This is a genomic window from Comamonas sp. (assembly GCF_036666375.1).
GTDB lineage: Bacteria > Pseudomonadota > Gammaproteobacteria > Burkholderiales > Burkholderiaceae_C > Comamonas.
Map to the genome: position 1 here is coordinate 23,926 of NZ_JAVWWA010000031.1, position 23,129 is coordinate 47,054.

The window sequence follows — 23,129 nt, forward strand, 5'->3', positions numbered from 1 at the left end:
TTTTTGCCTTGGCCCCCGCCGCGCGCCTGGCCGGGCGCTGCAGGCTCTCCGAACGGTAGTCGCGCACCACGTCCAGCATGGAGTACAGCAGCGGCGAGCGCTCGTTCTTCAGGTAGAAGCAGTGCAGGTCCATGTAGGCATCGGGGCTGGCTTTGAGGGGGATGTAGCGCACGCCCGGAAACATCACATGGGTCATCGAGGTGGGCACCAGCGCCACCTCGGTGCCTATGGCCGTGAGCAGCGTCGACATGATGACGTCGCTGGCCGCGGGCGCGAAATGCGGCTCGAAGCCATGGCGGTGGCACATTTCGACCAGGCGCGCGGCTTCCATGGGCGCATTGCCTATGCGCAGGGTCTCGGTGCGCAGCTGCGTCATCTCCACCGACTTGAGGCCCGCGAGCCGGTGGTGCTCGTTGACCGCGACGACCAGCGGCTCGCGCGCCACGAGTTCGATCTCTATGTCCGCGTCGTTGGGCAGCAGGCGCTCGAAGACGATGGTCACGCGGCCCTGGCGCAGCGCCGATACCTGGGCCGGCGACTGGGCGTAATGCAGCTGGATCTCGACATCCGGGTGGCGGGCGCGAAAGCGGTTGAGCACCTCGGGCACGGCGCCGAAGGTCGCCGAGCCGTAGATGCCCACGTCCAGGCGGCCGAGCTGGCCCAGGCCCGAGCGCCGGGCGCGCTCGCCGGCCGACTCGACCATGCCGAAGACCGCGCGCGCGTCGCGCAGCAGCGTTTCGCCGGCATTGGTCAGCACCATGCCGCGCGGTGTGCGCACGAACAGCTCCACGCCCAGCTCCTGCTCCAGCGCCTTGATGTGGCGCGTGAGCGGCGGCTGCGACAGGTGCAGGCGCTCGGCGGCGCGGCGCAGATGGCGTTCCTCGGCGACCGTGACGAAATAGTGGAGTTGTCTGAGATCCATGTCTTCCTAAACAAAAAGGTATCAATGTCTGCGAACCGAGAATATCTGCTGTTGGCGCCGGCAGCGCATGAGTCGGACCGCTCCAGTAAGTGAAAAACTGCGGGTTTCCACTATATCCAGCGGCACCGTAGCTCGCGAAGCAGGTCAGAGCGTGAGAAACAAAAAGGTATCAACATCCACTAAATAAGAAATAGAAGTTTTGCGCATACGGTTTCAGAATTGCAGCATGCGCCAGCCTGGCAACGGGCGGACGCTGACAAGAGGGCCCAGCCACCGTGCATGGGCTCCAAAAGGAGACAGCAAGGACTCGTGACGATGCGCGCGATAGAGGCTGCCTGAAATGTTCTACCCGGCGGCTGGGCGTCCATGCCCCGTTCGCGCATCCAAGGAATCACATGAAGAAGTTCTTCCACGGCGCCATTGCCATTGCCATCGCGCTCACGGTCTCGGGCGTCTCGGCACGCGAATTCCGCTCCTCCGACAACCAGCCCACGGATTACCCCACGGTCGAGGCCGTGCGCTCCATGGCCAAGGCGCTCAAGGAGCAGTCGGGCGGCAAGCATGGCATCAAGGTGTTTGCCAACGCCGTGCTCGGCGCCGAGCGCGACACCATCGAGCAGCTGAAGATCGGCGGCCTGGACATGATGCGCATCAACGTCGCAGTGCTCAACAACATCGTTCCCGAGACGATTGCAATCTCGCTGCCCTTCGTGTTCCAGTCGACCACGCACATGCGCCAGACGCTGGACGGCCCCATAGGCCAGGAAGTGCTGGACGCGATGGCCGCGCAGGGAATGATCGGCCTGGCCTACTACGACAGCGGCGCGCGTTCGCTCTACACCGCCAAGCGCCCGATCAAGAGCTTTGCCGACGTCAAGGGCATGAAGGTGCGGGTGCAGCAGTCCGACCTGTTCGTCGCCATGGTCGAGGCCATGGGCGCCAACCCCACGCCCATGCCCTACGGCGAGGTCTATACCGCGCTCAAGACCGGCATCGTCGACGGCGCCGAGAACAACTGGCCCTCGTATGAATCCTCGCGCCACTTCGAGGCCGCGAAGTACTACAACGTCACCGAGCATTCGATGGTGCCCGAGGTGCTGGTGTTCTCCAAGAAGATCTGGGACACGCTGCCCAAGGAAGACCAGGCGCTGATCCGCAAGACCGCCAAGGAGTCGGTGCCCGTGATGCGCAAGCTCTGGGACGAGCGCGAAGCCAAGTCGCGCCAGGTCGCCGAAGCCGGCGGCACGCAGGTGATCACCATTTCCGACAAGAAGCCGTTTGTCGATGCGATGGCGCCGGTCTACGCCAAGTTCGCCAACACGCCCAAGCTGCAGGACCTGGTCAAGCGCATCCGCGAGTCGGCCAAGTAAGCCCGCGCCAGGAGCTCCATCATGAATGTCCTGATTCAAGGGGGCAGCGGCAAGGCCGGCCCCGGCAGCGCCGTGCCTGCGCCGGCGCGGCTTCTGACGCGCATCAACGCGCCGCTGGCCAAGGCCTGCATGGTCGCCAGCGTCGCCGGCCTGCTGTTCATCGTCGTCATCGTGTTCTGGCAGGTGTTCGGGCGCTATGTGCTCAACAGTTCGCCGACCTGGACCGAAAGCCTGTCGCTGATCATCGTGCTCTACGTCACGCTGCTGGGCGCGGCCGTGGGCGTGCGCGACGCCGGCCATATCGGCCTGGAGTCGCTGCTGGTGCTGGCGCCCGACAAACTGCGCCAGCGCATCGAGTTCGTGATCCACGCGCTGGTCGCCCTCTTTGGCGCGGCCATGGTCTACAACGGCCTGATGCTGGGCGAGTCGGTGATCAGCTACAAGATCCCGAACCTGGCCCTGCCCGAGGCGGTGCGCTACGCGCCGCTGGTGCTGTCCGGCCTGCTGATCATTTCGTTTTCCATAGAACACATCGTTGCCCTGATCGACGGCACGGAAGTGGAGCCCTCATGGCACTGACCATTCTCTGCATTGCATTCTTCGGCCTGCTGGTGCTGGGCGTGCCCGTGGCGTTTGCCATCGGCCTGGCGTCCATCGTCACCATCCTCTACGAGGGCCTGCCCATAGGCGTGCTGTTCCAGCAAATGATGTCCGGAATGAACATCTTCTCCTTCCTGGCAATCCCGTTCTTCGTGTTCAGCGGCGAGCTGATGCTCTATGGCGGCGTGGCCGACAAGATCGTGCGCCTGGCCAACAGCGTCGCCGGCCATGTGCGCGGCGGCCTGGGAATGTCCAACGTCGTGGCCTGCACGCTGTTCGGCGGCGTCTGCGGCTCGGCCGTGGCCGATGTCTCGGCCATGGGCTCGGTGATGATTCCGGCGATGAAGAAGGAGGGCTACCACGCCGACTACGCGGTCAACGTGACGACCCATGCGGCCCTGGTCGGCGCGCTCATGCCCACCAGCCACAACATGATCATCTACGCGCTGGCCGCGGGCGGCTCGGTGTCGATAGGCGCGCTGATCACCGCGGGCCTGCTGCCGGCCGCGCTGCTGATGATCTGCATGCTGGTCGCGGCCTATCTGGTGGCCGTGCACCGCGGCTATCCCGCGGGCACTTTCCCCGGCTGGTCCGGTGTCTGGCGCGCTGCCGTGGCCGCCGTGCCGGGGCTGCTGATCATCGTCGTGATCCTGGCCGGCATCCTGTCGGGCGTGTTCACCGCGACCGAGGCGGCGTCGGTGGCCGTGGTCTACACCATCTTGCTGACGTTCTTCATCTACCGCACGATGAGCTGGCACAACTTCATCAAGGCCGCGGCCAAGGCGGTGAAGACCACGGGCGTGGTGCTGCTGCTGATCGGCGTCTCCGCCATGTTCCAGTACCTGATGGGCCTGTATGAAGTCGCGGACTTCATGGGCAGCTGGATCTCCAGCGTGTCGCTCGAGCCCTGGCAGGTGTTCCTGCTGATCAACGTGATCCTGTTCCTGCTGGGCACGTTCATGGACATGGCGGCAACGATCCTGATCGCCACGCCCATCTTCCTGCCTATCGCCATGAAGTACGGCATGGACCCGGTGCAGTTCGGCATCGTGATGCTGCTCAACTGCGCGCTGGGCCTGAACACTCCGCCCGTGGGCACGACGCAGTTCGTCGGCTGCGCCATCGGCGGCATCTCGGTCGGACAGGTGATGCGCACCATCTGGCCGTTCTACGGAGCCTTGGTGGCGACGCTGATGCTCGTCACCTATGTACCTGCGTTCTCGCTGGCCTTGCCGCGATTGCTCATGGGCTATGCACACTGAAATCGCAAGGAAGAAAAAAATGGTCAAGGTTGCACTGAGTGGTGCCTGCGGGCATGTAGGCACGGTATTGCGGCGCGAGCTGCCAAAGCACGGCATCGATCTGCGCTCGTCCGTGGGCCTGGAGCCGGCGCCGGCGCTGCATGCCGGCGAGGATCTGACGCATGGCGATCTGCGCGATGCGGCGGCCGTGGACGCGCTGCTGGAGGGCGTCGATGTGCTGATCCACATGGCGGGCACCAGCATAGAGCGGCCGCTGCAGGAAATCATAGACAACAACCTGATTGCGCTGCACGCGGTGTATGAAGGCGCGCGCCGCAACGGCGTCAAGCGCGTGGTGTTCGCCAGCTCCAACCATGCGTTCGGCATGTACGGCGCGGACGTCAAGCTGCGCTCGGACGCCGCCTATCGGCCCGACGGCCTCTATGGCCTGTCCAAGGTCTGGGGCGAGGCGATGGCGCGCATGTACTGGGACAAGCACGGCATCGAAGGCATCTGCCTGCGCATAGGCACGACCAAGGACTGCCCGCCCGAGGACTTTCGCCAGCTCAGCACCTGGATGGGGGCCAAGGATCTGGTCGCGCTGGCGCTGCGCTGCATAGAGGCGCCGGTCGATTTCGCCGTGGTCTGGGGAATTTCGGACAACAAACGCGCCTACTACGACCTGTCCGAAGGCAACCGCATAGGCTTTGCGCCGCAGCAGAACGCCGAGGACTTCGCGCCCGAGATCCTGGCGCGGCCCAACCGCATGAACGCCGTGGCGCGCAGCTTCCAGGGCGGCGAGTTCGTCACGCTGGACTACACGCCGCCCGCGCAGCGCCCGGGCGCGCAGCGCGCGGGCTGAAACGACAGGCCGTCACGGCCAAAGGAGTGGGCAGATGGAAGTGAAGGTCGAATTGCTGGTCGATGGCCGGCATGCCACGGGCGAAAGCCCGGTGTGGCGTGCCGAAGAAAATGCGCTGTTCTGGGTCGATATTCCGGCACGCAGGATTTGGCGCTGGCAGGCGCATGGCGCCAGCCTCGTGCATTGGCTGCTGCCCGAGCAGGTCGCATGCATCGCGCCCGCAGCAGGGGGGCGCTGGATCTGCGGGCTGGAAAGCGGCGTTGCGCTGGCCACGCTCGCCCCCGAGGGCGGGGCGGCGCAGCTGCAGTGGCTTGCCAGGGTGCAGCATCCGCTGGCGCAGATGCGCTTCAACGACGGCCGCTGCGACCGCCAGGGGCGGTTTCGCGCCGGCACCATGTTCCAGGACATGGCCGCGGCGCGCGCCGTGGGCACGGTCTACGGGCTGGACGCGGAATCCGGCGCGGACCTGCAGCCGCTGCACACGGGCCTGCTCACGCCCAACGGCATGGCCTTCAGCCCCGACGGGCGCACCATGTACCTGAGCGATTCGCACCCGCAGTCGCAGCAGATCTGGCAGTTCGACTATGACCCGCAGGACGGCACGATGTCGGGCCAGCGGCTGTTTGTCGACATGCGCCAGCACCCGGGCCGCCCCGACGGCGCGGCTGTCGACGAAGACGGCGGCTACTGGATCTGCGCCAACGACGCCGGCCTGCTGCTGCGCTTCACGCCCCAGGGCCGGCTGGACCGCTCGATTGCCGTGCCGGTCAGCAAGCCGGCGATGTGCGCGTTTGGCGGCGCGGGCCTGGACACGCTGTTCGTGACCTCGATACGCCTGCCAGGCACGCCGCAGGACTCGCCCGCGGGCGGCGTGTTCGCGCTGCGCCCGGGCACGCGCGGCATTGCGGAAACCGAGTTTCCCGCGCGCGTCGCTACACCAGCAGCTCGGTGAAACGCGTCTGCACCCAGGCCGCGGTGGGCCCGGGCTGCCAGCCCTGGCACCAGAGCACGCGCACCGACAGCTGGGGCAGGGCCAGCGACGGGCAGTCGAGCTGCTGCAGCGGCTTGCGGTAGGTATCGTCGGTCGCGATGTTGACCGGCAGGATGGCCCAGCCCAGGTCGTCGGCGACCATTTCGGCCAGGCTGTAGAAGCTGTCGGAGCGCCAGACCTTGGGGCTGTAGGCGGTCTCGTGCACGTCTTCGGCGTGCAGTATCAACTGGCGGTAAGGCACGAGGTCCTTGCGCTGCACCGGCTGACGCCGCGTCAGCGCATGGCCGCCGGGCACGAACAGGCCCTGGGCCACGGTGCCTATATGGCGTTGGTCGAAGCGCGCGGAAATCGCGCCGCGCACGAAATGGATGGCCATCTGCGCGCGCTGCTGGTCCACATAGTCCGCGACTTCGGTCGCCGTGCCGTTGAGCAGCGTCAGTTCCAGATCGGGAAAGCGCTGGGCGATCTCGCGTATCAGCGTGCTCACGGCCGTATAGGGCAGGGCTTCGTCCAGCGCCAGCGCCAGCTTGGCTTCGCCGCCGGCACTCAGCGACTGCGCGCGCTGGTCCAGCGATTGCGCCTGGCGCAGCAGCTCGCGCGCTTCGAGCAGCAGCAGCTCGCCGGCATCGGTGAGCTGGGCATTGCGCCGTGAGCGATCGAACAGCGCGATGTCGAGGTCGGCCTCGAGCAGGCCTATGGCGGTGCTGACGGCCGACTGCGCGCGCCCCAGCCGGCGCGCGGCCTCGCTGAAAGAGCCGCTTTCGGCCGTGAGTACGAATTGACGTAATTGGTCCAGAGTCCAGTGCATGGCGCTACTCTATCTAAAAAACAGATGGATGTTGACTTTTTCAATTGGCAGAGTGCTTGAATAATGGCGGCACAGCGGCAACAACGCTGTTCTTCTTCTCAACTTCAAGGATTGACATGGTCTCGCGCCCCTGGATTTTTCTGCTCGCGGCGGTGGCCACTGAAATCGTCGGCGTCAGCGTCATGAAGCTGGTTTCGCAGGACGCGGGCTGGACGGCGCTGCTGTTCATGTACGCCATGATCGGCCTGTCGTTCTTTCTGCTGGCCACGGCCATGGAGCACATTCCCATGGCCGTGACCTATGCCACCTGGGAAACGCTGGGCCTGACGGCCGTGGCCTTCATAGGCTGGCGCTTCTTCGGCGAAAGCATAGGACCGCTCAAGGCATTGGGAATGGCGGTGCTGGTGGCCGGCGTGGTGCTGGTCAACGCCAGCGGAAAGCCGGCCCAGGAGTAAACCATGCAAAACGCACAATTCATCCACTATGCCTACATGGCACTGGCCGTGCTGCTCGAAGTGGCGGCCAATGTCTTCATCAAGCATTCTTCCGGCTGGCGGCGCAAAAGCTGGGGCTTGCTGGGCATCGTGTGCGTGCTCGCGTCCTTCACCGCGCTGTCCCAGGCCGTGCAGGGCATCGATCTGTCGGTGGCCTATGCGCTGTGGGGCGGCGCGGGCATCGTGCTGACCACGGCGGCGGGCTGGATCTTCTTTCGCCAGCCGCTGGCGCGCCGCGGCTGCGTGGGCATTGCGCTGATCGTCGTCGGCGTGCTGCTGCTCAAGCTGTCATGAAGGCGCTTTCTCATGGCTGGATGCAATCGATGTTGACCAATTGATTTATTTTGGCTATCTTTCAAGTTGATTCCATTGCCCCCTTTTTTTGCTGCATTCAAGGAGTTGTCATGCACACCATCTGTTCCGTGAAAAAAGGTCTGGACTGCTTCACGCTCCGGCCCGCAGCGCACGCCGCGTGCGCCGGCAGCGTATGACGCTCGGATTGCTGTTCGGGCTGCTGGTGCTGGCCGCGGCATGCATGGCCCTGCGCCGGCGGCGCCTGGGCCGCACGCTGTACGCGCTGGCGGCGCTGCTGTTTCTCGGCGTGGGCTGCGGCCTTGTTCCGGCCTGGATGCTGGACGACCTGCAAGCTTCCTATGGCGCCAAACCAGCCCATGTCTGGGGTCAGCGCAACGCGATCGTGGTGCTGGGCGCGGGCACGGACAAGATCGCCGCCACCGGCCGCATAGAGCCAGGACTCACGTCCTATGCGCGCATTGTCGAGGCGGCCACGCTGCAGCGCGCTTGCCGCGCAACGGGTGCCGACTGCAAGATCATCCTCAATGGGGGAGATTCAGCACACAGCGGCGTTTCCGCAGCCGAGGTCTATCGCCAGGCCCTGCTGGCCCTGGGACTGGCCGGGGAGGATGTGCTGATCGAGCCCTGCGGCACGACCACGTGGCAGCATGCGCGGTTCAGCAGCGACGTATTGCAGCATTTTGCTGCCGACCATGTGGTGTTGATCTCGTCGGGCGTGCATCTGCGCCGCAGCCAACTGTATTTCGCCCATTTCGGCATAGACGCGACGCAGGTGCGCGCCGAATACCTGTGCGCGCACAAGTCGCTGCTGCCCAGTCCGCACAACTTCACCGTGACCGATGAAGCCCTGCACGAATACCTGGATATCGCGCGCTATCACCTGCGCCTGGCCACGGGGGACATCGAGCCTCCCCGCGCCAGACCTGCGATTCAGGTCTCAACGCGCAACGCTGCAGCGGCGCGAGGCGGCACGGCCCCGGGTTCATAGACGGCGCGATGCGGTCGCTGACGCCTTGTCGGAGTCGGGTGCCGATGCGAGGCATCATCACCCCAGGCATTTTTCTTGTCTGTTCAAAGCATTGAACCCCGCCCGGACCGTGTTGCGGACATGACCCGCGCGCGGGTGTGGCGCGGCAAGGTGCCGACGGCACTGATTGAGATGCCTGGCCGCGACATCGACTTCCGTGGCTGTCTGATCTGTCAAGCCACAAGTCGGTATTCGATGCGGGACATTTTTTGTTTCTTATTTGAGTGGACGAATAATCTTGTCTAAACAAAGAATTCCAGGCGATGTGATCAACAGGGCCTTTTCTGATGATTCATTCTTCAGGCGGTCTGCATTAGAGCACGCTGGCGTCAGTGCATATGGAAAAGTCATATTGACGCGGCCGGTTAATTTTGGCGTTTTGACTTTTATATTTCTTGGTATTGCAATCGTCTTGATTGCATTTTTGTTCTTTTTTTCAACGACGCGAAAGATTAAAAGCAGCGGAATAATTCTTCCGAATTCTGGCTTGGTTCGTCTTGTTGCAGCACAAGGCGGAGTGGTCAAGTTGCAACGCATACAAGAAGGGCAGCAGGTGAAATCGGGGGAGGTTGTTTTTGTTTTGTCGACTGAACAATTTACTCAGGAGTCGGTCGGCCTGCAAACCAAGATCTCTGAAATCCTGCAGAGCAAGAAAAACAGCTTGGAAACAGACTTGGATAGGTCGAACTGGCAATCACGACAGCGCCTGGTGGAAATAAAAAACCGCATTGTCAATCTGACTATTGAAATTCAAAAATTGGAAGAGAAGATTGATCTGCAGAAACAGCGAATGATTCTAGCCGAAGGAGCATTGAATCGTTTTAGCGAACTCCATGCGATAAATTATATTTCTACAGCGCAAATACAGGAGAAGCAAGCGGATTTTCTAGATCAACGCCAGCGATGGTCGGATATGGAAAGAGAGAAAATGCTGGCTCAGCGAAATTTACAGGCGGCAAAAAGTGAAATTCAGGATGTGAAAATTCAATATCAGCGCGATGCCTCTGCGATACAAAGAAATATCCTGGAGGTAGATCAGAATATCATAGATAATGAATTTAAACGCGAAATTTTCATCAGAGCGTCTCACGATGGAATCATCTCTGGGGTTACTACTGAGGTAGGCCAGACCGTTTTTCCTGGTCAAACGCTTGCCTCATTGTTGCCTGCCGATGCGAAACTGGAAGCCGAGATATATGTCTCGTCCAAGGCCATTGGCTTTATTCAACCAGGAAATCAGGTCCTCATTCGGCTGCAAGCCTATCCGTATCAGAAGTTTGGACAGTTGAGTTCCTGTGTAAAGGAAATTTCCAACACATCCATTCGTCCTGAAGACCTTTCGAGATCAGACGCTCAGCATTTGTTCAAGTCGCGAAATGAGCCAATGTACCGAGTCCGTTTAAAACTCGATGGAGAAAATATCAAAGCCTACGGGGAAATGATGCCTATCAAGGTCGGTATGCTGCTTGATGCGAGTATACATCTGGAAAAAAGACGGCTCTATGAGTGGATATTGGATCCGTTGTATAGCGTCATTGGAAGATCATGAGGGATTGCCGGTTGATGTTGTGAGAATTCCATCATTCCTTGAAAGAAAATGAAAAACGAAATTGCCCCTCTGCTGGTGAGATTTTTCGGCAAGCGCGTGCCAGTTATTCTGCAGACAGAAGTGGCAGAATGTGGCCTCGCTTGTATCTGCATGATTGCCAGTTACTGGGGGCACAAGATTGATCTTGTAAATATACGGCGCAGGCATTCAATTTCTCTTAAGGGCATGGGCTTGAAGAGTTTGATGGAAATAGCCAGAGCTCTTCTTTTGCAGTCACGGGCGCTGCGGGTCGATACTGGGGACTTATATGCGATAAAGATGCCGTGCGTATTGCATTGGGATATGAATCATTTTGTGATATTGAAATCGGTGAAGAGAAATCGCTTCGAAATCATTGACCCTGCCGTGGGCGAGCGCATGCTGAGAATCGAGGATTTTGACAAGCATTTCACAGGGGTCGCATTGGAGGTATTTCCCAGTGCGGATTTCAAGAAAAAAAGGGAAGTGCGAAATTTCTCTTTTTTCTCTTTGACCGGGCATGTTATCGGGCTGAAAACAGCGCTACTGCAGTTGATGGTTCTTGGCCTGGTTCTGCAGGCATTCTCACTGATTTCTCCGTTCTACATGCAATGGTTAATTGATGAAGCCTTGATATCCGGTGATCGTGATCTAGTACAGGTGCTGGGGATAGGATTCTTGTTGCTGGGTGTTGTACAAACATCGGTGTCTGCCGTGCGATCATGGATCACGGCGGCTCTTTCCACGAATTTCAACTTCCAATGGCTTGGCAACGCATTTGGTCATTTGTTGAAGCTTCCCGTCGAGTTTTTCGAGAAAAGGCATATTGGCGATATAGTTTCCAAGTTCGGATCTATACAGTTGATGCAGCGCAGCATTACGATTCAATTTGTGGAGGGTGTGATTGATGGTGTGCTGGTTTTCGGTGCTGCAATAATGATGCTTTTATATAGTCCAATGCTCGCTGTGTTGGTCTCTACAAGTCTGATGATGTATGTGATGGTGAGATTATTTGTCTTTGGAATTCTCAAGAATGCAACGGCAGAGCAGATCATTCTTGCTGCAAAGCAGAATACCTATTTCATGGAGACAGTACGCGGGATTCAAAGTGTTAGATTGTTTGGGAAAATTGATGAGCGGCGAAGTGGTTGGATGAATTCATTGGCTGACCAGTTCAATGCTGATGTCCGCATTTTTAAAATTTCGATTTCCTATCAGGCTGCAAATAGTTTGATATTCAGTTGCGAGCGCGTGATAATTATCTGGCTTGCTGCCTTGGCTGTGCTGGATAACAAGTTCTCCATTGGAATGTTGTTCGCATTCATCAGTTATAGAGATCAGTTCAGCGAGCGTATGGTCAGTCTGATTGACAAAGTGTTTGAATTGAAAATGCTTAGAATTCACGGCGAAAGGGTTGCGGACATCGTTCTGAGTGAAGCGCAGGAGGATTTGCCATTTGGTGATCTGGATATGAAGGAGGTGTTGCCTAGCGTCGAATTGTGCAACATCTCATTTCGCTATTCAGATACCGAGCCATATGTGGTGCGAGATTTGAATCTGCTCATCCCATCGGGGCAGTCGGTGGCCATTACGGGGACGTCGGGCTGTGGTAAGACAACATTGTTGAAATTAATTCTGGGCTTGATGGAGCCAAGCAGTGGCCATGTCCTGATCGGAGGTGTGAAGTTGGAGAAAATTCAACGGACCCATCTTAGGCGAATGTTTGGAACGGTGATGCAAGATGACACCTTGTTTTCAGGGTCGATTGCAGATAATATCTCGTTCTTTGATGCCTATGCCGATCAAGAAAGAATCATGTCTTGCGCTCATTTCTCTGCAGTGCACGAAGAAATCGTAGCCATGCCAATGGGCTACAGCACGTTGGTGGGTGATATTGGGACAGGTATTTCAGGCGGGCAAAAGCAAAGAATTTTATTGGCACGTGCGCTTTATGTGAATCCTAGAATACTTGTTCTGGATGAAGCGACGAGTCATCTGGATATTGGCAACGAAACTTCCGTAAACGATGTGATAAAAAAGTTTGAACTGACTCGCATCATCGTCGCCCACAGACCTGAAACCATACGAAGCGCTCAGCGCGTCATTGTCATGGAAAAAGGTCAAATTGTGCGAGACCAGTGCCAGGGGATTTCCCCCTTTGAATCGCATTGATCATGAATCCAATTGTTCACAGTTGCATGGTGCCCTGTGAGGTCGCCAGTTCGAGATCAATAGTGGATCCTCTATCATCTGTACGGTAATTTTGATTTCGTTCGGTCACCTGCAATATGTCAGCATTTCCGGCCTGAAAGCGATTTTTCCTCGCTGTAGTCGGGTGTCTTGGCAGGCGCGCGAACAAGCCGGGTAATCATGCGGAGGCAGTGAAGTGCATGGGCGGCTGCCCGTGACCGAGTCTTTGCTAGCTGAGGCCGGTGCGGTAGGGGTAGGGATTCGGGCATCGCAATCACGCGTACCGCGGGAGCGATGGGCATGCCGTCGACGAACGCAGAATTGGCACAAGCGCGTCCATTGCATTATCCTGGAGGCGTCAGGCCGCTGCAGTGTCCGATACGGTGAAGCCCATGACCAGGGAATGCACAGGCCTGCGGCTTGGCATGGGTCGCGGTGTCGAACTACACTTTGTGCGGTTTCACATAGAAAGCTTTATTTTTCAGATCCAGTAGGACTGAGAAACAGCTGAAGAAATCATTGCCCACAATTCCATCTGCGTGAAATTCATTTGCCAGATTCAGTACAAGTGGTTCTAAAAAGTAATTTTCGAGAAATGAGAGCCTGGTGCGACAGATTTTTTCAGTCCCGTAGTCTTCACATTTTTCGATAATGGTGTCTTTGCCCATGGATGACGACTTCATCATGGAGACCGTTGAAGCCGTATCCAAGATCATTCGATACTCTTTCTTGCCATCCGTGATAGTCAGTACATAGCCTTCGTCCGATATTTCAAAGGGGAGGCGAATCCAATCGTCCATATTGTTCGAAATGTCTTTGTCTCCTTCATACATTGTCAAGGTGTTGGATGGGAAATCTATTATTATTTTCTTTTTTTTGAAAAAGTCCATTCCTATTACTGAAATATTGGGGTCTGGTCCTTGTGCTCCGCCAATATATATTCCCCAGGGTGAAAGAATAACACCTGTCAAATTGGAGAACTTCATGCCATCAAAATTCAGTTCGGGCACCGTAAACTCTTTCGATTCGCGCATGATCCCTGCAAGATCCATGGACTTTTTTGTCCTTCCTGTGTAGCGCAATCCGTCGATGTATTGAGCAACCTCTGGCGTCAGATGGAGGCTGGTCTTGGCGCCTGAATCGAGGACGAAGGGGATTGTCTTGTTGTTTATTTTCATCTGGATGTATGGTATCTTGTCCTTTATCTCTATTGGGATGATTATTTTTTCTTTTGCAAAAGATGAAGAGATGTGGAGGGTGATTAATAAAAGTGCCAGAAGTTTGAGCATGATTTGGGTTTTGATGATTAGTCGGTTATCAGTACTTCAGATATTTTTTCAAATGCAACGCCCTTCTCCAGAGTGAAGTTCGTCATGTGGGTCAATAGTTCTTCAATTGACGTGCAGTAGACACTTTTGTTTTTGAAGCTGTTCTGCCTGGAGTACCTGAATGTTTCACTTCCCAATATATCGCCGCCATCACATATATTGCCCCAGCAGCAGCTCAAGCATTCTTCATGCCTCTCCTGCGTCGCTAGAAAATGATTGGATAGACTGGGGCTGTGAATAAAGTCTTTCAATTGCCTATCGAAGACATTGTTATTCGTTCGGAACAATTGAGGGAATGTATTGCGCAGGTCATCCGCCGGGCCGATGTCGCCGTTGCTGGCTACGGTAAAAGCAAAAGTCTCGCTCAAAATTCTATCGGTAATGATTTTTGTTCTCTTGCCTCCTGTCAATCTGGAAAGAAGGCGAAAGAAATAGCGAATCTGTATTTCCGGGTTTTTTCTTTCCACCCATGCGTCAAATAGATCGCAAAGGTATTTTGTCATTCTTGTGTATTTTTCTTTATTGAATGTGTCGTGGTCCTCGATAGGCAGGATGTAGTGCAGTGATTTAAGTTGGAGATCGTCGACGAAATGATTGAATATTGTTCTCGCATCCGCGTCGGGGTCTATGACGCATATGACACCAGCACTATTTTCAAGTCCTGGAAGATCGGAGTCTTGAATTAAGCGAAGTCCTTTTATCGATTGATCGTAGGTGCCTTTTTTCTGGTGGTCAATTCTATTGGTGTCATGTATATGTTTTGGCCCGTCAAGGCTGATGCCAATCGATATTTCATGTTTTGCAAAAATGGAAAGCCACTCATGATCAATCAGCATTGCATTGGTCTGTATGGCAAATTTCAATTCAACTATCTGATTCAGGTGGTATTTGAATGTATTGCACATTTCGTCGAAGCGATGCTTCTTCATCATCAACGGCTCGCCGCCATGGAAATCTATTTGTAGATAGGGAGCATTCGATTCTCTGACGGCATTGGCCAGAAATTTCGCGCAGGCCTCGACGGTTTTATGTTGTATATAAGCGGGATGCTCTTTGAAATCCTGGTTGGTGGAGTTGAAGAAGTAGCAGTATGTACAGTCGATATTGCAGCGTTCTGTGACTTTGAGGATCACCTCGATTCTTGACCATCGAGGCGATGCTGATTGGGTGCTTACATTGTCTTTCTTTGCACTGGTTTTGGCATTGCTATAGATTTTTACAATTGATTCATTCATTGCCAGGCCCCCTGTATGAACTCATGTTATTCATGCAAGACCAGCGAAGAGGCCTAGGTGGCATCTTCGCTGGATGTCTTTAATGTTTAGAAGGCTTTGGACCAGTTGCCCCAGGCTTGGGTCCAATAGTTATGCGCGGACGGGCTGCCTTCATTGAGTGCTCCATGAATACCTGGCAGATATTTTTCTTCAATTTCCCTGATGGAATTGGCGGATTTTTCATCCGAACGATGGATGGTTGCAGATCCCAGTTTCTTCTTTAAATCAGAAAATTTCATTCTTTTCCTTGCGAGGTGAGGTTAAAGATTTGCTTGATTGCCGATACGGGTCGGCAGTTAAATATTGTGATGAGATAAAAAAACTGTCAATAGTGTTTATTCGATAGTCTTTTGCTATGTTGAAAGGGAGTGTGACAACCGCGTGCAGAAGTCACTGGTGGCTTGCACAGCGGCTGCTGGCCCGCGGGAAGAGAGCTGCGAAGTGGGAACCGACGGCCAGGCGCTGCGTCTGGCTTGGCTGCAGGTTTGCCACGGGGTGCTGCGTAGTGCCAGTGCGTGCGAGTCGTCAACGTGGAGCTGCGCGGGAAATAGCCGCCGGGACGGGCGCTGCGCAGTAGGAGAATAGGGGCACTGCCCTTTTTCACCATCTATGCGCATTCTTCATACCTCCGACTGGCATCTGGGCCAGCATTTCATGGGCAAGACCCGCGAGGCCGAGCACCAGGCGCTGGTGGACTGGCTGCTCGAACAGGTCCAGGTCCAGGCCGTGGATGCGGTGCTGATCGCCGGCGACATCTTCGACACCGGTGCGCCGCCCAGCTATGCGCGCGCGCTCTACAGCCAGCTGGTCGCGCGCCTGCATGCGGCGGGCGTGGCCCTGCTGCTGCTGGGCGGCAACCACGATTCGGTCAGCGTGCTTCAAGAGAATCTCTCGCTGCTGGCCTGCCTCGACACCACGGTGATCGCCGCCGTGGGCGACATGGACGCGCATGTCGTGACCCTGGCGCTGCGCGGCGGCGAGCCCGGCTGCATCGTCTGCGCCCTGCCTTTCATCCGGGCGCGTGACGTGGTGCAAAGCCAGGCCGGGCAGACGGCGCAGGAAAAGCAGCAGGCGCTGCAGTCCGCGATCCAGGCCACCTACCAGGCGGTATATGCGAAAGCGCAGCTGCTGCAGACGAAGTTGCAGGCGTCGCTGGGCCGCAGCCTGCCCATCATCGCCACCGGCCATCTGACCACGGTGGGCGCGAGCAGCAACGAGTCGGTGCGCGAAATCTATGTGGGCGCACTTGAAGCCTTTCCCACGAACGCCTTTCCGGCGGCCGACTACATCGCTCTGGGCCATATCCACAAGCCGCAGAAAGTCGGCGGCCTGGAACATATCCGCTACTGCGGCTCGCCGATTGCACTGGGCTTTGACGAGGCGCGCCAGGCCAAGCAGGTGCTGATCGTCGATCTGGGTGCCCAGGGCCTGCAGTCCGTCACGGCCTTGCCGGTGCCGGTGTTCCAGCCACTGGTCGCGGTCAGCGCGAGTCTTGCGGCCCTGCCGCCGCTGCTGCAGGCGGCCGCGGCCGGGGGCACGGCCGAGCGGCCCGTGTGGCTGGAAGTCACGGTGCAGGACGACGACTATCTCAACGACCTCGCGGCGCGCGTCGAGGCGCTGCTGCAGGGCCTGCCGCTGGAGACGCTGCGCATCCGGCGCCAGCGCGGTCCGCAGGCGGCGCAGCTCGCGGCCCAGGGCCGTGAGTCGCTCGATGAGCTGACTCCCGATGAAGTGTTTGCGCGCCGGCTGGCCGAGGAGACGCTGGCGCCCGAATTGCAGGATGCGCTCAGCGAACGCTATCGCGGCGTCGTGGCGCGCCTGCAGGCCGCCGCCGAGGGGCATGCCGAATGAAGATCAACAGCCTGCGCTTCAAGAACCTCAACTCGCTCAAGGGCGAGTGGACCATCGACTTCACCCAGGCGCCGTTCACCGAAAGCAGCCTGTTTGCCATCACCGGGCCTACGGGCGCGGGCAAGTCCACGCTGCTGGACGCGATCTGCGTGGCGCTGTACCACCAGACGCCGCGGCTGAGTACGCTCAGCGCTTCGGCCAACGATTTGATGACGCGCCACACGGCCGACTGCGTGGCCGAAGTGGAGTTCGAAGTCCAGGGCAAGCATTACCGCGCCCATTGGAGCCAGCGGCGCGCGCGCGACCGCGTGGACGGCGCGCTGCAGGCGCCCAAGGTCGAGCTGGCGACGCGTGAAGGCCAGATCCTGAGCACCCAGAGCAACGACAAGCTCAAGCGCGTGACCGCGATCACCGGCCTGGACTTCGCGCGTTTCACCAAATCCATGCTGCTGGCCCAGGGCGGCTTTGCGGCATTTCTCACGGCCAGCGCCAATGAGCGTGCCGAGTTGCTCGAGGAACTGACGGGCACGGAAATCTATGGCGACATCTCCACGGCGGTGTTCGAGAACGCGCGCGAAGCGCGCCAGACGCTGGCCCGCCACCAGGCCCAGGCCGACGGCGTGCAACTGCTGTCCGACGACGAGCGTGCGGCGCTGCTGGCCGATGACCAGCGCCTGCAGGCGGCGCTGGCCGGCGCGCAGCAGGCCTGTGCGACGGCCCAGGCCCAGCACCAATGGCTGCAGCAGCTGGCCCAGGCCGGCGCGGACCTGCAGGCCGCGGCCAGCGCCTGCGTCCAGGCGCAGCAGGCCCTGGCCGAAGCCGCGCCCGAACTGCAGCGCCTGGCGCTGAGCGCTCCGGCCCAGGCCTTGCAGCCGCTGCATCTCGCCTGGCAGCGCGCCGAGGCGGCGCGCAGCGAAAGCCAGTCCCGGCAGGCCCGGCTCGCGCAGGCCGCGCAGCAGCTGCGCAGCGATCAGGCCCACCACCATCTCCAGGCGCGCCAACTCGCGGGCCAGGCCGCGCAAGACGCACAGCAGCAGCTCGAGCGCCTGGCCATCGAGCAGCAGTCCCTGGCGCAGTACCGCGCAGCGCATGCGGCCGACGCGCAGTTGGGCGAACTGCTCGGCGGCTGGCGCCAGCAGTTCCAGCAGCGCGCCGCGCTGCAGCAGCAGCACAGCGCGCAGCAGCAGGGCGCAAACGCGCTGCAGCTGCAGGTGGCCCAGGCCGCGCAGGAGGCCGCGGCGGCGGCGGCGCGCATCGCGCCCGCCCAGCAGGCGCAGGCCCAAGCCCAGGCCGCGGCGCACACCGCGGCCGGCGCGCTGCAGACGCTGCTCGACGGCCAGGGCGACAGCGCCACGCTGCGCGCGCGCTGGCAGCAGTTGCAGGCGCAGGCGCACAGCTGGCAGGGGCTGCAGGAACGCGCGCAGGAGCGCCAGGGCCTGGAGCAGCAGCTGCACGCGCTGCAGCAGGGCGAGGCGCAAGCGACCCAGAAACAGCAGGCGCAGGCCGCGCTGCGCGCGCAGCTGCGCAGCCAGTGGAAGCTCACCAACGAACTGGTCACCAGCCAGCAGCAACTGCTCGAGCGCGAGCAGCTGATCCAGAGCCTGGCCGAACACCGCCAGGCGCTGCAGCCCGGCGAAGCCTGTCCGCTGTGCGGTGCGCTCGAACACCCGGCGGTCGAAAGCTATGCGGCGCTCGATGCTTCGGCCACGCGCCAGCAGCTCGCGCAGCGGCGTGCCGAACTCGATGCGCTGCGCCAGCAGGGCGAGGCCGCGACCGAGGAACTCGCGCGCATCGAAGCCACGCAGCGTGCGCTGCAGGCCCAGCGCGCGGCGCTGGAGCACGATCTCGCGGGGCGCTGGTCGCAGGCCTGGGCGGCGCTGTGCGCGCAACTGCCCGCGCAGCTGGCGCCAGCCGACGCCGGCTGGCAGCAGCCCGAGCGGCTGGCCCATGCCCAGGCGCAATGCGCGCAGGCGCTGGGCGCGCTGGGCGAAACGCTGCAGGCCGTGGAGCGCGCCGAACGCGCGCTGCGCGACGCCGGGGAGCGCGCCGGCGCGGCCGAACGCGCGCTGCTCACGGCGCGCAATGCCCAGGCGCTGGCCGACCAGACGCTGCAGGAATCGACGGCGCGCGCCGCAGCCGCGCAGGCAGGGTTGGAGACACTGGCCCATTCAGCTGCAGCGCTGCAAGCCCAACTGCAGGCGTCACTGGCCGACGCCGGCCATGGCGGAGTGCCGTCGCCCGAGGAAGCCGCGCAATGGCTGCAGCACCAGCAAGGCGCCTGGCAGCAATGGCAGGCCGGCGAGGCGCGGCTGCAGCAGCTCGCCCAGTCCATGGCCCAGCAGCAGCCGCTGCGCGATGCGGCCCAGTCCCTGGCGCTGCTGTGGGCACAGCGCGCGCGCGAACAGGAAGCGCTGGCGACGGGGCCGGCGCCGGCGCCGGCCCGCGATCTCGCCGAATGCCTGGCGTTGATGGAGCAGGGCGCGCAGCAGCTCGCCGGCCTGCAAGGCCAGGCGCTGCAGGCCCAGGCAACGCTCGATGTGCAAACCCGCGAAGCCGCCGATGCCCAGGCCGCATGGCAGCAGGCGCTGCAGCAAAGCGCGTTCGCCGATGAAGAGGCCTATCTGCAGGCGCTGCTGCCAGCGGCCGAGCGCGACCAGCTCGCCGCGCTGCAGCAGCAGTTGCAGGAGACCGTGCAGCAGCAGCGGGTGCGGCAGACGGCCGCGCGCGAGCGCCAGGCGCAACTGCAGGCCCAGGCGCTCACGGGCGACGCGCCAGATGTGGTGCTGCAGCGCCTGCAGTCGCTGGAAGACGAGCGTGCGCAGCTGGGCGCGCAGCGCGGCGCGGCGAATGCGCGCCTGCAAGACGATGCCCGGCGGCGCGAAAGCCAGCAGGCGCTGTTCGCGCAGATCGCGCTGCAGGCCCGGGACAGCGACCTGTGGCAGCACCTCGACGGCCTGATAGGCTCGGCCAAGGGCGACAAGTTCCGCAAGTTCGCGCAAGGGCTGACGCTGGACCATCTGCTGCATCTCGCCAACCGGCATCTGCTGCGCCTGCATGGCCGCTATCTGCTGGTGCGCAAGCCCACAGGGGTGCTGGAGATGGACATCGTCGACAGCTGGCAGGGCGATGTGGCGCGCGATACGCGCACGCTGTCGGGCGGCGAGTCGTTCCTGGTGAGCCTGGCGCTGGCACTGGCGCTGTCCGATCTGGTGAGCCGCAAGACCTCGATCGATTCGCTGTTCCTCGACGAAGGCTTTGGTACGCTCGACGGCGACACGCTCGAAGTCGCGCTCACGGCGCTCGATGCGCTCAACGCCAGCGGCAAGATGATTGGCATCATCAGCCATGTCGAGGCGCTCAAGCAGCGCATTCCCGCGCAGATCCGGGTGGAGAAAGGCGGGGGCGTGGGTTATTCGAAGCTGGTGATCTGAGCGCTGGGCCGGTCAGTCGAGCTTGACTTTCTTGAACTGCTCGGACCAGTGCACGACTTCGGCCTGCAGCTGCGACTTGAACTCGCTGGGCGAATTGCCGATCAGCACCGCGCCCTGGGGAATCAGCGTGTCCTTGAACTCCTTGGACTGCACGGCCTTGGCGATGGCCCGGGCCAGTTGGTCGATCACGGGCTGGGGCGTGCCGGCCGGCGCGAGCAGGCCGTTCCAGGAGTCGGACACCATGCCGGGCAGACCGAGTTCGGCAAACGTCGGTACATTGGGCAGGCCGGGCAGGCGCACCGGGCCGGCAATCGCCAGCGGAATCACCTTGCCGGCCTGCAGATTGGGCATGGCGCCGGTCGACGTCATGAAGGCCGAGTCGACCACGCCTGCTATCAGGTCGTTGAGCACGCCCGAGCCGCCCGAATAGGGCACATGCAGCATGTCTATGCCCGTGAGCTGCTCCAGCCGCATGGTTGCCATGTGCTGGGTGCCGCCGGCGCCGGTCGTGCCGTAGCTCAGCGCATTGGGCTTCTTCTTGGCCAGTTCCTCGAACTCCTTGTAGGTCTTCACAGGCATCTTGGGGCTCACGGCCAGCACGCCGGGCGCCGAGGAAATCTTGGAGACCGGCTCGAAGCTCTTGAGCGGGTCGAACTTCTGCTTGGGAAAGACAAACTTGTTCATTGTCAGCGGCGCGGCAGCGAGCAGCAGGGTGTAGCCGTCGGGCTGGGCCGCGGCAACGGTCTCTGAGGCGATGTTGCTGGTCGCGCCGGGCTTGTTCTCGACGACAAACGCACCCTTGAGCTCATCCTGCAAGGCCTTGGCGACCAGGCGTGCGACCACGTCGGTCGGCCCGCCGGCCTGGAAGCCCACGACGATCTTGACGGGTTTCGATGGATACTTGTCGGCCGCGGCGGCCCCGTTGCCAATGGCCAGGCCCGCGAGGGCCAGCAGGGCGGTGATTGCGGTGAGGCGTTGCATTGTCTTGTCTCCTGGATGAAGCGATTCTTGTGGTGAACGGCTGCATCTTCGGCCCTGCAAGCAGCGGCCAGTTGTTCCAATTTCGCGGGCTGGCATGAGTAAAGGATATGTCTGGACAGGTACGGCAGACATATCCTTTGTTCATCTGCAATTCCCTGGTGCTTGCCGCCAGCCATCACCCATGTACGTCAGCGAAACCCTGGGCCATTTCGGCGCCCGCTTCCATTGCGCACCCGTGACGTCCGATGTCATGCACCATGCCAAGCGCGCCGTGGTCGACTGGTATGCGGCGCTGATTGCCGGCTACGGCATGAACCCCACGCCGCTGCTGGAAAAGGCCATGGCCGAAGACCTGGACCGCGGCGCGGCGCGCCTGGCGCTGGGCCGCCAGGCAAGCGTCAAGGCCGCGGCGCTGATCCACGGCACGGCCTCGCACGCGGCCGAAGTCGACGACATCTTCAAGCACGCCATCTACCACCCGGGCGCGCCGACGATTTCCGCGGCGCTGGCCGTGGCCCAGCAGCAGCAGGCCAGCGGCGAGGAATTCCTGCGCGCGGTGATTGTCGGCTACGAGGTGTCGACGCGCATAGGCCAGATCCTCGGGCGCGCGCATTACCAGCACTGGCACAACACCGGCACCGTAGGCACGTTTGGCGCGGCCGCGGCCGCAGCCTATCTGCTGCGCCTGGATGCGGCGCAGTTCACGCATGCGCTGTGCACTGCAGCGACCTTTGCCGCCGGACTGCAGCAGGCCTTCCAGATGGACTCGATGTCCAAGCCGCTGCATTCGGGCCGCGCCGCCGAGGCCGGCGTCGCCGCGGCCGTGATGGCACAGCAGGGCGTGACCGGCTCGCTCGATGTGTTTGAAGGCAAGATGGGCATGGGCGTGGCAATGAGCAACGCGCCCGACTGGGCGCCCGTGCTGGCCGATCTGGGCGAGGTCTTCAACATCTGTTCGATGACGTTCAAGAACCATACCTGCTGCGGCCACACGTTTGCGCCCATAGACGGCGCGCTGGCCCTGCAGCAGGCGCATGGCATAGATGCCGCGGACATCGCCGAAATCCGCGTCAGCACCTATGCGCCCGCGCTGGCGGTTGCCGGCAATCCCGCGCCGACCACGGCCGCCGAGGCGCGCTTCAGCATTCCCTATGTGGTGGCGACAGCCTTGCTGTTTGGCAGCGTGCGCCTGGCGGCATTTGACGCCGCGCGCCTGGCCGACCCCACGCTGCGCGCGCTGATGGCGCGCGTGGTGCTGGAAGTCGAGCCCGTGCTCGACCAGCAGTTTCCCGGCCAGCGCGCCGCTGCCGTGGCGATCACGCTGCACGACGGCACGCAGCACCGCTTCCTGCAGCCCACGCGCAAGGGCGACCCCGACCTGCCGCTGACCGACGACGACCTGCAGTCTAAGCTTGAGGAGTTTGCCGGGCCGGTGCTGGGGGCCGACGCATTGGAGCGGGTGGCGCGGCAGTTGTGGGACCTGGAGCGTGCGGAGAATGTGGGGTTCTTTTGAGTCACGCCACTCTCTTGCCTTGAGCGCAGGCAGTTCATCCTGGGCCTCGAGCATTTACCGTTCGTGGTGAGCCTGTCGAACCATAAACGGCCCGTTCTCATGCCTGGAGCGCAGGCAGTTCATCCTGTGCCTCGAGCATCCACCGTTCGTGGCGAGCCTGTCGAACCATGAACGCCCGGTTCTCATGCCTTGAGCGCAGACCGTTCATCCTGGGCCTCGACCATCCACCGTTCGTGGTGAGCCTGTCGAACCATGAACGGCCCGTTCTCATGCCGGGAGCGCACGCCGTTCATCCTGTGCCTCGAGCATCCACCGTTCGTGGTGAGCCTGTCGAACCATGAACGGCCCGTTCTCATGCCTGGAG

The 23,129-nt window shown here is 60.7% G+C and carries 19 protein-coding genes; 13 read left to right on the forward strand and 6 right to left on the reverse strand.

The genetic code is table 11. The features are described 5' to 3' along the window. Positions 1 to 922: LysR substrate-binding domain-containing protein (locus RR928_RS10020; RefSeq protein ID WP_332548396.1), on the reverse strand; the 922-nt coding region annotated here is incomplete at its 3' end. Between the two features lie 395 nt (positions 923 to 1,317). On the opposite strand from RR928_RS10020, the gene RR928_RS10025 reads away from it, so the two are divergent. The 5 genes from RR928_RS10025 to RR928_RS10045 all read left to right on the forward strand — a co-directional run bounded on the left by RR928_RS10025 (position 1,318) and on the right by RR928_RS10045 (position 5,947). Further along, positions 1,318 to 2,292: a TRAP transporter substrate-binding protein gene (locus RR928_RS10025; RefSeq protein WP_332538045.1), complete on the forward strand. Its 975-nt coding sequence runs from the start codon at positions 1,318 to 1,320 to the stop codon at positions 2,290 to 2,292. 129 nt (positions 2,293 to 2,421) lie between these two features. After that, positions 2,422 to 2,871 (forward strand): TRAP transporter small permease, encoded by a 450-nt coding sequence (locus tag RR928_RS10030; protein ID WP_442881907.1) that lies wholly within the window; start codon positions 2,422 to 2,424, stop codon positions 2,869 to 2,871. Continuing rightward, complete coding sequence (locus RR928_RS10035) at positions 2,862 to 4,154, forward strand: TRAP transporter large permease (RefSeq protein ID WP_332538043.1); 1,293 nt, start codon at positions 2,862 to 2,864, stop codon at positions 4,152 to 4,154. The genes RR928_RS10030 and RR928_RS10035 overlap by 10 nt, the downstream gene beginning before the upstream one ends. Positions 4,155 to 4,173: 19 nt before the next feature. Then, the gene (locus RR928_RS10040) at positions 4,174 to 4,995 is read left to right on the forward strand and encodes an NAD-dependent epimerase/dehydratase family protein (protein ID WP_332538042.1); all 822 of its coding nucleotides are present in this window, start codon (positions 4,174 to 4,176) and stop codon (positions 4,993 to 4,995) included. A gap of 34 nt (positions 4,996 to 5,029) precedes the next feature. Beyond that, positions 5,030 to 5,947, forward strand: coding sequence for an SMP-30/gluconolactonase/LRE family protein (locus tag RR928_RS10045; RefSeq protein ID WP_332538041.1), 918 nt, complete (start codon positions 5,030 to 5,032; stop codon positions 5,945 to 5,947). On the opposite strand, the gene RR928_RS10050 is transcribed toward RR928_RS10045, so the two are convergent. After that, complete coding sequence (locus RR928_RS10050) at positions 5,928 to 6,794, reverse strand: LysR family transcriptional regulator (RefSeq protein WP_332538040.1); 867 nt, start codon at positions 6,792 to 6,794, stop codon at positions 5,928 to 5,930. The two genes, RR928_RS10045 and RR928_RS10050, sit on opposite strands and share 20 nt — an antisense overlap. A 116-nt stretch (positions 6,795 to 6,910) precedes the next feature. Here RR928_RS10050 and RR928_RS10055 point away from each other — a divergent pair, with 116 nt between their 5' ends. The 5 genes from RR928_RS10055 to RR928_RS10075 all read left to right on the forward strand — a co-directional run bounded on the left by RR928_RS10055 (position 6,911) and on the right by RR928_RS10075 (position 12,369). Beyond that, positions 6,911 to 7,249, forward strand: a complete 339-nt coding sequence (locus RR928_RS10055) for a DMT family transporter (protein WP_332548400.1) — start codon at positions 6,911 to 6,913, stop codon at positions 7,247 to 7,249. A 3-nt stretch (positions 7,250 to 7,252) separates the two neighbouring features. Beyond that, a complete protein-coding gene (gene mdtI / locus RR928_RS10060) occupies positions 7,253 to 7,582 on the forward strand; it encodes a multidrug/spermidine efflux SMR transporter subunit MdtI (protein ID WP_332548401.1) in 330 nt (109 codons plus the stop codon). Positions 7,583 to 7,775: 193 nt separating this feature from the next. Continuing rightward, positions 7,776 to 8,591 carry a YdcF family protein gene (locus RR928_RS10065; protein WP_332548402.1) on the forward strand — a complete coding sequence of 272 codons (816 nt, stop codon included), beginning with the start codon at positions 7,776 to 7,778 and terminating at the stop codon, positions 8,589 to 8,591. Between the two features lie 277 nt (positions 8,592 to 8,868). Further along, entirely contained in the window at positions 8,869 to 10,179 is a 1,311-nt protein-coding gene (locus RR928_RS10070) for an HlyD family secretion protein (protein ID WP_332682388.1), read from the forward strand. 48 nt (positions 10,180 to 10,227) lie between these two features. Then, entirely contained in the window at positions 10,228 to 12,369 is a 2,142-nt protein-coding gene (locus RR928_RS10075; protein ID WP_332682390.1) for a peptidase domain-containing ABC transporter, read from the forward strand. Positions 12,370 to 12,830: 461 nt separating this feature from the next. Here the strand turns inward: RR928_RS10075 and RR928_RS10080 are convergent, their stop codons facing one another. The 3 genes from RR928_RS10080 to RR928_RS10090 form a co-directional block, all read right to left on the reverse strand. Next, on the reverse strand, positions 12,831 to 13,676 hold the full coding sequence (locus tag RR928_RS10080; protein ID WP_332682392.1) for a retropepsin-like aspartic protease: 846 nt from the start codon (positions 13,674 to 13,676) through the stop codon (positions 12,831 to 12,833). 17 nt (positions 13,677 to 13,693) lie between these two features. After that, complete coding sequence (locus RR928_RS10085) at positions 13,694 to 14,950, reverse strand: radical SAM protein (RefSeq protein WP_332548406.1); 1,257 nt, start codon at positions 14,948 to 14,950, stop codon at positions 13,694 to 13,696. A gap of 86 nt (positions 14,951 to 15,036) precedes the next feature. Continuing rightward, a complete protein-coding gene (locus tag RR928_RS10090; protein ID WP_332548407.1) occupies positions 15,037 to 15,228 on the reverse strand; it encodes a hypothetical protein in 192 nt (63 codons plus the stop codon). A gap of 370 nt (positions 15,229 to 15,598) precedes the next feature. On the opposite strand from RR928_RS10090, the gene sbcD reads away from it, so the two are divergent. Both sbcD and RR928_RS10100 read left to right on the forward strand, forming a co-directional pair. Further along, positions 15,599 to 16,840, forward strand: a complete 1,242-nt coding sequence (gene sbcD / locus RR928_RS10095; RefSeq protein ID WP_332682395.1) for an exonuclease subunit SbcD — start codon at positions 15,599 to 15,601, stop codon at positions 16,838 to 16,840. Continuing rightward, positions 16,837 to 20,271, forward strand: a complete 3,435-nt coding sequence (locus RR928_RS10100; protein ID WP_332682397.1) for an AAA family ATPase — start codon at positions 16,837 to 16,839, stop codon at positions 20,269 to 20,271. The genes sbcD and RR928_RS10100 overlap by 4 nt, the downstream gene beginning before the upstream one ends. A gap of 12 nt (positions 20,272 to 20,283) precedes the next feature. Here the strand turns inward: RR928_RS10100 and RR928_RS10105 are convergent, their stop codons facing one another. After that, positions 20,284 to 21,252, reverse strand: a complete 969-nt coding sequence (locus RR928_RS10105; RefSeq protein WP_332548410.1) for a Bug family tripartite tricarboxylate transporter substrate binding protein — start codon at positions 21,250 to 21,252, stop codon at positions 20,284 to 20,286. A 181-nt stretch (positions 21,253 to 21,433) separates the two neighbouring features. Between RR928_RS10105 and RR928_RS10110 the strand changes: the two genes are divergently transcribed. Then, positions 21,434 to 22,765 (forward strand): MmgE/PrpD family protein, encoded by a 1,332-nt coding sequence (locus tag RR928_RS10110; protein WP_332548411.1) that lies wholly within the window; start codon positions 21,434 to 21,436, stop codon positions 22,763 to 22,765. The last annotated feature ends 364 nt before the right edge of the window (positions 22,766 to 23,129 follow it).

Bases quoted from the DNA above. Each gene is read 5' to 3' on its own strand.
- RR928_RS10025 (WP_332538045.1), top strand. From the start codon at position 1,318: ATGAAGAAGTTCTTCCACGGCGCCATTGCCATTGCCATCGCGCTCACG.
- RR928_RS10030 (WP_442881907.1), top strand. From the start codon at position 2,422: ATGGTCGCCAGCGTCGCCGGCCTGCTGTTCATCGTCGTCATCGTGTTC.
- RR928_RS10035 (WP_332538043.1), top strand. From the start codon at position 2,862: ATGGCACTGACCATTCTCTGCATTGCATTCTTCGGCCTGCTGGTGCTG.
- RR928_RS10040 (WP_332538042.1), top strand. From the start codon at position 4,174: ATGGTCAAGGTTGCACTGAGTGGTGCCTGCGGGCATGTAGGCACGGTA.
- RR928_RS10045 (WP_332538041.1), top strand. From the start codon at position 5,030: ATGGAAGTGAAGGTCGAATTGCTGGTCGATGGCCGGCATGCCACGGGC.
- RR928_RS10050 (WP_332538040.1), bottom strand. From the start codon at position 6,794: ATGCACTGGACTCTGGACCAATTACGTCAATTCGTACTCACGGCCGAA.
- RR928_RS10055 (WP_332548400.1), top strand. From the start codon at position 6,911: ATGGTCTCGCGCCCCTGGATTTTTCTGCTCGCGGCGGTGGCCACTGAA.
- mdtI (WP_332548401.1), top strand. From the start codon at position 7,253: ATGCAAAACGCACAATTCATCCACTATGCCTACATGGCACTGGCCGTG.
- RR928_RS10065 (WP_332548402.1), top strand. From the start codon at position 7,776: ATGACGCTCGGATTGCTGTTCGGGCTGCTGGTGCTGGCCGCGGCATGC.
- RR928_RS10075 (WP_332682390.1), top strand. From the start codon at position 10,228: ATGAAAAACGAAATTGCCCCTCTGCTGGTGAGATTTTTCGGCAAGCGC.
- RR928_RS10080 (WP_332682392.1), bottom strand. From the start codon at position 13,676: ATGCTCAAACTTCTGGCACTTTTATTAATCACCCTCCACATCTCTTCA.
- RR928_RS10085 (WP_332548406.1), bottom strand. From the start codon at position 14,950: ATGAATGAATCAATTGTAAAAATCTATAGCAATGCCAAAACCAGTGCA.
- RR928_RS10090 (WP_332548407.1), bottom strand. From the start codon at position 15,228: ATGAAATTTTCTGATTTAAAGAAGAAACTGGGATCTGCAACCATCCAT.
- sbcD (WP_332682395.1), top strand. From the start codon at position 15,599: ATGCGCATTCTTCATACCTCCGACTGGCATCTGGGCCAGCATTTCATG.
- RR928_RS10100 (WP_332682397.1), top strand. From the start codon at position 16,837: ATGAAGATCAACAGCCTGCGCTTCAAGAACCTCAACTCGCTCAAGGGC.
- RR928_RS10105 (WP_332548410.1), bottom strand. From the start codon at position 21,252: ATGCAACGCCTCACCGCAATCACCGCCCTGCTGGCCCTCGCGGGCCTG.
- RR928_RS10110 (WP_332548411.1), top strand. From the start codon at position 21,434: ATGTACGTCAGCGAAACCCTGGGCCATTTCGGCGCCCGCTTCCATTGC.